We start from the raw sequence: 11,823 nt of genomic DNA, 5'->3' as shown, positions 1-11,823 counted from the left end.
TCGGGCGCGCGGGGGTCAGTGCGCGCGGTGCCCGTCCTCGCCGCCCGTCGTGGGTAGCTTGCCGAGCACCCGGTTGATGATGTGGATTCGCGCGCCGGCGACCTGATAGTCGGCGCACACGGTGTCGGCCTGGCCGGCCAGGCGCGCCGTCCCCCCGCCACCGGCGACCGTGATCCTGGTGCCGGCGAGCGTGGTGACCCCACCGGCGGCCACCATGTCGGACAGCGACAGCGAACCGGCGACGAGGTGTTCGCGGAGCAGGTCGCGGAGCGTGTCCTGCTGGACGAGGAGCAGCTGGTCCAGGTTGTCCTCGGAGAACTTGGCCGCAAACGCGTCGTCCGTCGGGGCCAGGATGGTCAGGCCCGACCCGGCGTGCAGGTCGGCGGCCAGCCCGGACGCCCGCACCGCGGCGTCGAACGTGGTGAGCACGGGAAGCCACTGCAGGGCCACCTCGGCCGGCTGGCCGGCCAGGGACGCCGGGTTGCCCGGATCGTTGCCCGAAGGCAGTAGATCGCACAATGGTCCGCTCACGACGGGCGTCGCCGCTGCCGCCGTTCCGCCGACCGCAGCCGGCTTGCTGCGGGTGCAGCCGGTGAGCACCAGAGACACGGCGACCGCGGCGAGCGCGGTCAGCCGGCGCCGGGGGAAACGACGGCGGTCCGGCCGCCGGCGCCGGGGGACGGATCGGGGTCGCGGGCGGATGACGGGCTGGTCCACGGTGTTCTCCAGGTCCGGTCGGGGGCGGGTCGTACCGGCAGGCCCGATGGGCCGGCCCTGCCGGTACGACGATCAGCGGGTCAGAGGCTCGCGCACTGCCCGCTTCTCGGGCCCTGCACCGAGTTGCCGAGCTCGAGGTCGACCGGTGCCGCCGCGTTGCCGCTGCACGCCAGCGGACCGGTCACGGTGTTGGCCGCCACCAGCGGCGCGTCGCCCTGGTTGTTCGACACCTCGACCGGCCCGGTGACGGTGGCGTCGACGACCACCACCGGACCGCTGGACTGTGCGATCCGGACCGGGCCGTCCACCGCGGTGTCGGTCAGGAAGACCCCGGCCGCACCGCTGGCGTCCACCGGGCCGATGATCGACGAGCCGGTGGCGATCAACGTTCCGCCCGACCGGACCCGGACCGGACCGGTCACGGTCGCGTCGCGCAGGCAGGTCACCCCGGAGACCACCAGTTGACCGCTGTGCGGGCCGGTGACGGTCGGGTACAGCCGTTCGCCGTCGACCAGGTTCTCGACTCCCTGCCCGTCGAGCAGCAGCGGGATCAGCCCCCGCTCCGGCTGGGCCAGCGGGACCACGTACCCGTCGGCGACCTTTACCACCTTCCAACCGTGCGCGGCGAGGCGCTGGGCCACGGTGGTGCGCTGGCCGGTCGGGCCGTCGGTGCGCTCCCCGTGGTACTGCTCCTCGGTGAGCTTGTACGCACACGGCGCGTCGTCGAGAATCTGGCCGTCCCGCGGGGCGTCGAGCGGCGGCGGGGCCTCACCCGGGTGCGGCGCCGGGTGCGCCTCGATCGGGCGGGACCCGCGGAAGACGATCCGGCCGGTGTTCGAGACCTGGAAGGTGATCGCGTCGGCCCGCGCCGTGGTGATCTCCTTGAGGTTCGCCCGGTGGTAGTCGAGGAACTGGTTGAAGGTCCACATCGCGGAGTACGTCTTGCGCCGCCGGTTGTTCGCCGTGTTGCCCTCGTCCGGCCGGGTGGTGCCACCGGAGCTCCGGAGCTCCAGCAGGGAGTTGACGACGTTCTTGAGGCCCAGCGTGTTGCGCAGGATCGTCTCCTCGCTCAGGCCCACGTTGCCGCCGCCGTTACACCCGTACGGGCACGGCCACCAGCCGTCCTTGGCGCCCTCGGTGTACATGTGGCCCTCGATCATGTGCTGCGACTCGTCGAAGATCGACTGGGCCACGTTCTGGTGCCGCGGCGGCAGCATCGGCAGGTCACCGGCGCTGGAGTTACCGAACTCGTGCCCGTCGTAGCCGGCCACCGGGCGGTACTGGCGCAGCATGTTGACCAGCGCGAACGTCTCCGGCTGGCGGATCAGCGAGTAGTCGCGGTTCAGGTCCTGCCCGGTGGAGTTGCCCCGGGTGTTCGCCGCCCGGCCGTCGCCGTTGATGGTCGGGACGATGAGGACGGTGGTGTGCGACAGCAGGTCGATCGTCCGGGCGTCGTTGCTGAAGGCCAGCTTCCGCGCCATGATCAGGCAGCCCTCGCGGTCGCCGGGCTCGTTGCCGTGCACGTTGCAGTTGATCATCAGCGGCGAGGTGGCCGCCACCGCCTCCGGGGTGGCCGCCGGCGTGGGGTAGCCGATGACGAACATGTTGATCGGCCGGCCGAGCGCGGTCCTGCCGATCTCGGTCACCCGGACCCGGTCGCTCAGCTCGTCGATCTCCGCGGTGTAGGCGTACTCGTTGACATCGCTGGTGTACTGCGCCGCAAGGGTGGTCTCCCACTGGGTCCGCAGGTTCTCGCCCGGGACGTTCGGGTCGCCCCAGGGCTGGGTGGTGGTGCCGGCCACCGGTGACGAGTACGGCTGCGCGGTGGTCCCGAAGCGGGCGCGCACCCGCCACTGGAACCGGGCGCCCGGGTTGAAGCCCGCGTCGGCGAAGGTCGGCGAGGAGTTGTTGATCTGGCGGTTCGGCCGCCAGACGCCGGTGATCACCGAGGGGCCGGTGGCCGAGTCGTCGCCGGCGACCGGGGTGCGCTCGATCTGGTAGTCGGTGGCGCCGTCGACCGGCGTCCACGCGAGGGTGGCGTAGCCGTCGCCCTGCACGACCGTGAGGCCTTGCACCTGGTTCGGCTCGGCCAGCCCTGCTGCGGCTCCCGCGGGCGTGGGCCCGGTGACCACCGCAAGGCTGGCGGCGAGCAGGACGGAGAGAATGGCCGTCGTCCGTCTGTCTCTCATGAAAGCTCCAGAACAGTGGGATGACACGGTCCGGACAGCACACGTCAACCACGCCGTCCACGGTCGACAGCGCGGGATTTCTTGAGAATGATCTGAGGATCGACCGGGGAGACCCCGGCCGGTCTACATCGGCCGTAGCCGGTAGCCCACCCCGCGCACGGTCTCCACCAGACCGGCGTCGTCGAGCTTGCCGCGCAGGGCCGCGACGTGGACGTCGAGGGTGTGCCCGGAGTTCCAGGTGGTCTGCCAGACGTCCATCAGCAGCCGGTCCCGGGGCACCACCGTCCCCGCCTGCCGGGCCAACGCCATCAGCAGTTCGAACTCCTTGCGGGTCAGGCTCACCTCCCGGTCGGAGAGCCAGACCCGCCGCGCGTTCAGGTCGACCCGCAGGTCGCCGACCTCCAGCGTGGCCTCCGCGCGCGCGGCCCGGGCCGTCCGCCGCAACACCGCCTCGATCCGGGCCTGCAGCTCCGCCATCGAGAACGGCTTCACGACGTAGTCGTCGGCGCCGGCCCGGAGCCCCGCCACTCGGTCCCGCTCCTCGGACCGGGCGGTCACCGCGATGATGGCCACGTCCTCGTTGTCCCGGCGGATCTGCCGGCACAGCTCCAGGCCGTCCCGGTCGGGCAGATTGAGGTCGAGCAGGACGAGGTCGACCGGCCCCGCCCCGGCCGCCTCCGATGCGGTTGTGGCCGTGATGACCGTGTGGGCCCGGCGGCGCAGCGCCGCGGCCAGCGCGGACGCGACGCGCAGGTCGTCTTCCACCAGAAGCACCCGCACCCACGTCTCCTCGGACCTCGTCCTGACAGGTCCACGCGAGTCTGTCCGATGGACAGCGGCCGTGACCAGCCCGGACGGCGGATCATGACCGCACAACGAACTGCCTCGGCCATCCCGGTGACCCACCATCGGGCGGGCGACCCGCGAGGGGGCCGCCCGCCCGTGGTACGCCTCAGCGCAGGCCGGCGGCGGCGAGCAGGTTGCCCTCCGGCAGTGCCGGAAGCGTCCGGCCGAGCACCATCCGCTGCTCGGCCCGCTCGGCGGTGAACGCGGTGTCCTGCACGATGGCGGCCGCGTACGCAGCGGCGGTGCGGGACGCGATCGCGGCCCAGCCGTACTGCTCGTGGACCATGGCGCGAGCGCGGCGGGCGAGGGCCTGGGCGCGGTCCCGGTCGGCGAGCAGCGCGTGCACCGCCTCGGTGAGCCCGTCCGGGTCCTGCGGGGCGAAGGTCATCCCGGTGACCCCCGGCTCGACGATCTCGGCCAGCCCGCCGGTGCGCGACACGGCCAGCGGCGCCCCGGCCGCCGCCCCCTCCAGGGCGACCATGCCGAACGGCTCGTAGATGCTGGGCACCGCGAAGCAGTCGGAGGCGGCCATCACCGCGGGCAGGTCGGTGCCGCCGAGGAAGCCCGGCATGCTGACCGTGTCGCCCAGGCCGAGCCGGCGCACCTCGGCCTCCAGGGTCGCCTTGTACGGCCCGTCGCCGACCACCACCGCGCGCAGCCCCGGGTGCCGCTCGCGCAGCCGGGGGAGCCCGGCGAGCAGGTGCTGCACGCCCTTCTCGTAGACCAGCCGACCGGCGAAGGTGACCAGCGGGCCGTCGCCGGCGAAGCGGGACCGGGCGGTGGCGACCGCGCTGGCCGGCACCCGCCAGCGGTGCGGCTCGACCCCGTTGGGCACCACGTCGACCCGTCCGACCGGCACGCCGAACAGCGCGCCCACCTCGTCACGCATGTAGCCGGAGCAGACGATCACCCGGCCGGACTCGGCGGCCAGCCAGTGCTCGACGCCGTGGATGGTGCGGTTCATCTCCTCGGGGAGCCAGCCCTGGTGCCGGCCCGCCTCGGTGGCGTGGATGGTGCTGACCAGCGGCACGTCCAGGTGCTCGCGCAGGGTCATCGCGGTGTGCGCGACCAGCCAGTCGTGGGCGTGGATGACGTCGTAGCCGCCGGACTCGGCGGCGCGCAGGGCGGCCCGGGTGAGGGTGTGGTTGAACGCCATGGTCCAGGCCAGCAGCGAACCGGTGGCCAGCGGGAAGGTGACCGGGTCCGCGGCGGCGCGGACGATGCGCACGCCGTCGGCGTACTCCTCGAGGGGCGCGCCCTCGGCGTGGCGGGTGACGACGGTGACCTCGTGGCCGGCGGCGGCCAGGGCGACGGAGAGGGCGTGCACGTGGCGGCCGAGCCCGCCGACGAGCACCGGCGGGTACTCCCACGACAGCATGAGGATGCGGCGGGTCCGGGGCGGCACGCCGGGCTGCTGCGGGATGGTGGGGCGGGAGGTGAGGGTGGGGCGGTGGGTCCGGTCCGTCGCGGTGGCGGGCTGCTCGCCGACCCGCAGGATGGTCACATCAATCTCCGTCCAGGCATGGTGGGACGCGCCGGCGACAGTGGCGGCGTGGGAAGCGTGGTGAGGGTGGCCGAGAGGCCGGGCGGGCCCGCGCGGGCGCGCGTGTCCACAAACAAGGAAAAGGCATTACGCGTCGGTACGCACCTGGAAATGGGCGTTCGTGACGGAAGACACCCGAGGAGTCAGCCGGGTCCAGGTGGGTGGCCTTCGGTTACCGACCGATCAGGTGGATTGGCGGACGGTGACGCGGGGCATTAGCGGCGTGCGCACCGGCGGTCCGCCCGTCCGGTGCGTTCATGATCAGGGGCCGAAGGAGCGACATGCAGGTCTGGCCGGGCGAGAGCTACCCCCTCGGCGCCACCTACGACGGGATGGGGACCAACTTCGCGATCTTCTCCGAGGTGGCGGAGAAGATCGAGCTCTGCCTGTTCGACGAGTGGGACACCGGCGCCGAGCGCCGGGTCGAGCTGCGTGAGGTCGACGCGTACGTCTGGCACGCGTACGTGCCCGGGATCGAGCCGGGGCAGCGCTACGGCTACCGGGTGCACGGGCCGTGGGACCCGGCGAACGGGCTGCGCGGCAACCCGCACAAGCTCCTGCTCGACCCGTACGCGAAGGCGGTCGACGGGGAGGTCACCTGGGACCCGGCCGTCTACGACTACGAGATGGGCGGCGACCCGGACCGGATGGACGAGACCGACTCGGCGCCGTTCATGCCCAAGTCGGTGGTGGTGAACCCGTACTTCGACTGGGGCAACGACCGGCCGCCGCGCACGCCGTACCACCACTCGGTGATCTACGAGGCGCACGTGCGCGGGCTGACCATGCGCCACCCGGACATCCCGGAGGAGCTGCGCGGCACGTACGCGGCGATCGCCTCACCCGTGATGATCGACTACTTCAAGCGGCTCGGGGTGACCGCGGTCGAGCTGATGCCGGTGCACGAGTTCGTGCACGACCACCGCCTGGCCGACCTCGGCCTGCGCAACTACTGGGGCTACAACAGCATCGGCTTCTTCGCCCCGCACCACGGCTACTCCGCGCTCGGCCGGCTCGGCCAGCAGGTGCAGGAGTTCCGCGGCATGGTCAAGGCGCTGCACGCGGCCGGCATCGAGGTGATCCTCGACGTGGTCTACAACCACACCGCCGAGGGCAACCACCTGGGCCCCTCGCTGAGCTTCAAGGGCATCGACACGCCCAGCTACTACCGGCTCTCCGAGGAGGATCGCCGATACTTCGTCGACTACACCGGCACCGGCAACAGCCTCAACGTGCGCAGCCCGCACTCGCTTCAGCTGATCATGGACTCGCTGCGCTACTGGGTCACCGAGATGCACGTCGACGGCTTCCGCTTCGACCTCGCCGCCACCCTGGCCCGCGAGTTCTACGAGGTCGACCGCCTCTCCACCTTCTTCGAGGTGGTGCAGCAGGACCCGGTGGTCGGCCGGGTCAAGCTGATCGCCGAGCCGTGGGACGTCGGCCCGGGCGGCTACCAGGTGGGCAACTTCCCGCCGCAGTGGACCGAGTGGAACGGCAAGTACCGGGACACCGTGCGGGACTTCTGGCGCGGCGAGCCGGCCACCCTGGCCGAGTTCGCCTCCCGCATCTCCGGCTCCGCCGACCTCTACCAGGACGACGGACGCCGCCCGTTCCACAGCATCAACTTCGTCACCTGCCACGACGGGTTCACGCTCACCGACCTGGTCTCGTACAACGACAAGCACAACGAGGCCAACGGCGAGGAGAACCGGGACGGGGAGAGCCACAACCGCTCCTGGAACTGCGGCGTCGAGGGGGAGACCGACGACCCCGCCGTGCTGGCGCTGCGGGCCCGGCAGCGACGCAACTTCCTGGCCACCCTGGTCCTCTCCCAGGGCGTACCGATGATCGGCCACGGCGACGAGCTGGGCCGCACCCAGGGCGGCAACAACAACGCCTACTGCCAGGACAGCGAGCTGGCCTGGGTCGACTGGAGCCGGGCCGACGAGGAGCTGCTGGCGTTCGTCCGGCGGCTCACCGAGTTCCGGGCCCGGCACCAGGTGTTCCGCCGGCGCCGTTTCTTCACCGGGCTGCCGGTCGGCGGCCGGGCCGCCGGCGCCGCCCTGCCCGACCTGGCCTGGTACACCCCGGACGGCCGGGAGATGACCGGCGAGGACTGGGGCAACGACTTCGGTCGCTCGGTGGCCCTCTTCGTCAACGGCGACGGCATCCCGGAGCGCGGCCAGTACGGCCAGCGCCACCGGGACGACTCGTTCCTGCTGCTGTTCAACGCGCACGACGCGCCCCTGGACTTCACCCTGCCCGGGGCCGAGTTCGGGCAGCGGTGGGAGCTGGTCATCAGCACCGCGGACCCGGATCCGGAGAAGACCCTGGTGGTCGAGGCGGGCGGCACCGTCTGCGTGCCGGACCGCTCGCTGCTGGTCCTGGAGAGGACGGCCTGACCATGCCCGACACCTTCCGACCCGACGAGCCGACGGCGACGACGGCGCGGGTGGGGTCGACCTACCGCCTCCAGGTCCGCCCCGGCTTCGACCTCGACGCCGCCGCCGGCCTCGCCGGCTACCTCGCCGACCTCGGCGTCACCCACCTCTACAGCGCGCCCCTGCTCACCGCCACCCCCGGCTCGCAGCACGGCTACGACGTGGTCGACCACCGCGCGGTCAACCCCGAACTCGGCGGCGAAGCCGCCCGGCAGCGCCTGCTCCGCGCGCTCCGGGCGGCCGGGCTCGGCCTGGTCGTGGACATCGTTCCCAACCATGCCGGGGTGGCCCGGCCGGCGGCCAACCCGGCCTGGTGGGACGTGCTGCGCGCCGGCCGCGCCTCGGCGTACGCCGACTGGTTCGACATCGACTGGGACCGGGGCCGGCTGCTCCTGCCGGTGCTCGCCGACACCCCCGACGCCCTGGACGACCTCAAGATGGTCGACGGGGAGCTGCGCTACCACGAGCACCGCTTCCCGATCGCCGCCGGCACCGGCGACGGCACCCCGCGCGAGGTGCACGACCGGCAGCACTACGAGCTGGTCAACTGGCGACGGGGCGACACCGAGCTGACGTACCGGCGCTTCTTCGCCGTGTCCGACCTGGCCGGCCTGCGGGTGGAGGACCCGGTGGTGTTCCGCGCCACCCACGCGGAGATCCTGCGCTGGGCCGACGCCGGCGATCTCGACGGCATCCGGGTCGACCACCCGGACGGGCTGCGCGACCCGGCCGGCTACCTGGCCCGGCTGCGCGCCGCCGCGCCCGACGCCTGGCTGGTGGTGGAGAAGATCCTCGAGTACGGCGAGGAGCTGCCGGACTGGCCGGTGGACGGCACCACCGGCTACGACGCCCTCGCCGCGGTCTGCGGGCTCTTCGTCGACCCGGACGCGGCGGGCGACTTCACCGCGCTGGACGCCCGGCTGACCGGCCGGCACACCTCCTGGCCGGACCTGACCCACGAGACCAAGTGGGCGGCGGCCACCCGGCTGCTCGCCGCCGAGCTGCACCGGCTCGCCGCGCTCGTCCCCGAGCTGCCCCGCGAACAGGTCCGGGCCGCCCTCGGCGAGCTGGCCGCCTGCTTCCCGGTCTACCGCGGCTACCCGCCGGAGGGTGCCCGGCACCTGGCCGCCGCCCGGTCCGAGGCGGGCCGCCGCCGCCCCGACCTCCCCGCGGTCCTGGACGCGGTGACCGCCCGGCTGCGCGACCCCGACCACGAGCTGGCCGCCCGCTTCCCGCAGCTCACCGGAGCGGTGATGGCCAAGGGCGTGGAGGACACCGCCTACTACCGGTGGAGCCGGTTCGTCGCGCTCAACGAGGTCGGCGGCAGCCCGGCCCACTTTGGCGTGCCGCCAGCCGAGTTCCACCGCTTCGCCGCCGCCCGGCAGGTGCGCTGGCCGGCCAGCATGACCACCCTGTCCACCCACGACACCAAGCGCGGGGAGGACGTGCGGGCCCGGCTCGCCGTGCTCGCCGAGCTGCCCGGGCGCTGGGCGGAGCGGGTGACGGGCTGGATGGCCCGGGCGCCGCTGGCCGATCCCGCCTTCGCCCACCTGCTCTGGCAGACCGCCGTCGGCGCGTGGCCGATCGAGCGGGAGCGGCTGCACGCGTACGCGGAGAAGGCCGCCCGGGAGGCGTCGACGTCGACGAGCTGGGCCGACCCCGACCCGGCGTTCGAGCACGAGCTGCACGCCCTGGTCGACCGGATGTACGACGACCCCGAGCTGCACGCCGAGATCAGCGGGTTCGCCGCCGAGCTCACCCCGGCCGGCTGGTCCAACTCGCTGGGGCAGAAGCTGGTCCAGCTCGCCATGCCCGGCGTGCCCGACACCTACCAGGGCACCGAGCTGTGGGAGAACTCGCTGGTCGACCCGGACAACCGCCGCCCGGTCGACTTCGCGGTACGCCGCGAGCTGCTGGACCGGCTCGACGCCGGCGCCCGGCCGGCGGTGGCCGCCGACGGTGCGGCCAAGCTGCTGGTCGTCTCCCGCACCCTGCGGCTGCGCCGCGACCACCCGGAACTCTTCACCGGCTACCGGCCGGTGGCCGCGCGCGGGCCGGCCGGCGCCCACGCGGTGGCCTTCGACCGGGGCGGCGCGATCGCGGTGGCCACCCGGCTGCCGCGGCGGCTGGCCCGGGCCGGCGGCTGGCGCGACACGATCCTGTCGATTTCCGTTCAAGGTGTTACGGACATGTTCACCGGTCGGGTCTACAGTGGGTCTGAGCTGCTCGTTCATGATCTGTTGAGCACCTATCCCGTCGCCCTGCTGGCTCCCACCGACTCCGTGGAGGCTGACGCATGACCGAGTTCACGGTGTGGGCACCCGAAGCCGCCCGGGTGCGGCTGCGGCTGCCCGGCGTCGCCGACCACGACATGCGTCCCGGCCCCGGCGGCTGGTGGCGGGTGGAGGTGCCGGGCACCGGGCCGGGCACCGACTACGCGTTCCTCCTGGACGACGACGAGCAGGCCCTGCCCGACCCGCGGTCGCCCTGGCAGCCCGCCGGCGTGCACGGGCCGAGCCGGCTCTACGACCACGCCGCCTTCGGCTGGACCGACCAGGGCTGGACCGGGCGGCAACTGCCCGGCAGCGTCCTCTACGAGCTGCACGTCGGCACCTTCACCCCGGAGGGCACCTTCGACGCGGCCATCGGCCGCCTCGACCACCTGGTCGACCTCGGCGTCGACCTGATCGAGCTGCTGCCGGTCAACGCGTTCAACGGCGAGCACAACTGGGGCTACGACGGCGTCTGCTGGTACGCCCCGCACCAGCCCTACGGCGGCCCGGACGGCCTCAAGCGGCTGGTCGACGCCGCGCACGCCAAGGGCCTGGGGGTGATCCTCGACGTCGTCTACAACCATTTCGGGCCCTCCGGGGCCTACGCGCCGAGGTTCGCGCCATACCTCGCCGAGCAGAGCAACCCCTGGGGCCGCGCGGTCAACCTGGACGGGCCGCACTCCGACGGGGTGCGCCGCTACATCATCGACAGCGTGCTGATGTGGCTGCGTGACTACCACGTCGACGGGCTGCGGCTGGACGCCGTGCACGCCATGCCGGACTCCCGGGCCGTGCACTGGCTGGAGGAGCTGGCGGTCGAGGTCGAGTCGCTCTCCACCCACGTCGGCCGGCCGCTGTCGCTGATCGCCGAGTCGGACCTCAACGACCCGAAGCTGATCACCCCGCGCGAGGCCGGCGGGTATGGCCTGCACGCCCAGTGGAACGACGACTCCCACCACGCGCTGCACACCCTGCTCACCGGGGAACGGCAGGGCTACTACGGCGACTTCGGTTCGCTGGAATGCCTGACCGACGTGCTGACCGGCGCCTTCTTCCACACCGGCAGCTGGTCCAGCTTCCGCAACCGCAGCCACGGCCGGCCGGTCGACCGGCAGCGCACGCCGGGGCACCGGTTCGTGGCGTACCTGCAGAACCACGACCAGATCGGCAACCGGGCCACCGGCGACCGGATCTCCGCGACCCTGTCGCCCGGGCTGCTGCGGGTCGGCGCCACCCTGCTGATGACCGCGCCGTTCACCCCGATGCTCTTCATGGGGGAGGAGTGGGCGGCCAGCACCCCGTGGCAGTTCTTCACCAGCCACCCCGAGCCGGAGCTGGCCACGGCGGTGGCGACCGGGCGGAGACGGGAGTTCGCCGCGCACGGCTGGCCGGCGGGGGACGTGCCCGACCCGCAGGACCGGCAGACCTTCGTCCGCTCCCGGCTCGACTGGGCCGAGCTGGACAAGCCCGAGCACCGCGAGATGTACGACTTCTACCGGCGGCTGATCGCCCTGCGCAAGCGCCGGCCGGACCTGTCCGACCCCCGGCTAAGCCACGTCGACGTCCGGCACGGCGACCAGTTCCTGCTGATGCGCCGGAGTGAGTGCCTCGTGGTGGCGAACCTGGCCGGCAAGCCGCAGCGGATCAACCTGCCGGGCGTGGTGCGCAACGTGCTGCTGGCCACGGAGAGCGGGGTCACCGTGATGCGCGACGGGCTCGAACTGCCGGCCGAGTCAGCGGCGATCGTCGCCCTCTGAGACCCGCGGCGTTGCGCGGAGCCGGCCGACGGCGGGACGAGCGGTCCCCGCGGTGAC

General features: G+C 72.9%; 7 protein-coding genes. 3 read left to right on the top strand and 4 right to left on the bottom strand.

The genetic code is table 11. The annotated features are described in order from the left end of the window. Window positions 1-15: 15 nt before the first annotated feature. The 4 genes from Q2K19_RS29880 to Q2K19_RS29865 all read right to left on the bottom strand — a co-directional run bounded on the left by Q2K19_RS29880 (window position 16) and on the right by Q2K19_RS29865 (window position 5,256). Window positions 16-717, bottom strand: coding sequence for a fasciclin domain-containing protein (locus tag Q2K19_RS29880; protein ID WP_302765500.1), 702 nt, complete (start codon window positions 715-717; stop codon window positions 16-18). Window positions 718-797: 80 nt separating this feature from the next. Beyond that, on the bottom strand, window positions 798-2,906 hold the full coding sequence (locus Q2K19_RS29875) for a M14 family zinc carboxypeptidase (RefSeq protein ID WP_302765499.1): 2,109 nt from the start codon (window positions 2,904-2,906) through the stop codon (window positions 798-800). 123 nt (window positions 2,907-3,029) lie between these two features. Further along, complete coding sequence (locus Q2K19_RS29870) at window positions 3,030-3,686, bottom strand: response regulator transcription factor (protein WP_302765498.1); 657 nt, start codon at window positions 3,684-3,686, stop codon at window positions 3,030-3,032. Between the two features lie 172 nt (window positions 3,687-3,858). Next, window positions 3,859-5,256 (bottom strand): glycosyltransferase family 4 protein, encoded by a 1,398-nt coding sequence (locus Q2K19_RS29865; protein WP_302765497.1) that lies wholly within the window; start codon window positions 5,254-5,256, stop codon window positions 3,859-3,861. A gap of 320 nt (window positions 5,257-5,576) precedes the next feature. Here Q2K19_RS29865 and glgX point away from each other — a divergent pair, with 320 nt between their 5' ends. From glgX to treZ, 3 genes are read left to right on the top strand one after another with little or no spacing between them, the layout of a single operon-like run. Then, window positions 5,577-7,697, top strand: a complete 2,121-nt coding sequence (glgX, locus tag Q2K19_RS29860; protein WP_302765495.1) for a glycogen debranching protein GlgX — start codon at window positions 5,577-5,579, stop codon at window positions 7,695-7,697. A gap of 2 nt (window positions 7,698-7,699) precedes the next feature. Continuing rightward, the gene (gene treY / locus Q2K19_RS29855) at window positions 7,700-10,036 is read left to right on the top strand and encodes a malto-oligosyltrehalose synthase (RefSeq protein ID WP_302765494.1); all 2,337 of its coding nucleotides are present in this window, start codon (window positions 7,700-7,702) and stop codon (window positions 10,034-10,036) included. Beyond that, window positions 10,033-11,766, top strand: a complete 1,734-nt coding sequence (treZ, locus tag Q2K19_RS29850) for a malto-oligosyltrehalose trehalohydrolase (protein WP_302765493.1) — start codon at window positions 10,033-10,035, stop codon at window positions 11,764-11,766. The genes treY and treZ overlap by 4 nt, the downstream gene beginning before the upstream one ends. Window positions 11,767-11,823: the final 57 nt, after the last annotated feature.

Origin of the sequence: Micromonospora sp. NBRC 110009, assembly GCF_030518795.1 — a bacterium.
Taxonomy (GTDB): Bacteria; Actinomycetota; Actinomycetes; order Mycobacteriales; family Micromonosporaceae; genus Micromonospora.
This window is presented reverse-complemented; position numbering and strand designations above follow the sequence as displayed.

What these genes read in the sequence shown, in the direction of transcription:
- Q2K19_RS29875 (WP_302765499.1), bottom strand. Translation starts at nt 2,906, where the DNA reads ATGAGAGACAGACGGACGACGGCCATTCTCTCCGTCCTGCTCGCCGCC.
- glgX (WP_302765495.1), top strand. Translation starts at nt 5,577, where the DNA reads ATGCAGGTCTGGCCGGGCGAGAGCTACCCCCTCGGCGCCACCTACGAC.
- treY (WP_302765494.1), top strand. Translation starts at nt 7,700, where the DNA reads ATGCCCGACACCTTCCGACCCGACGAGCCGACGGCGACGACGGCGCGG.
- treZ (WP_302765493.1), top strand. Translation starts at nt 10,033, where the DNA reads ATGACCGAGTTCACGGTGTGGGCACCCGAAGCCGCCCGGGTGCGGCTG.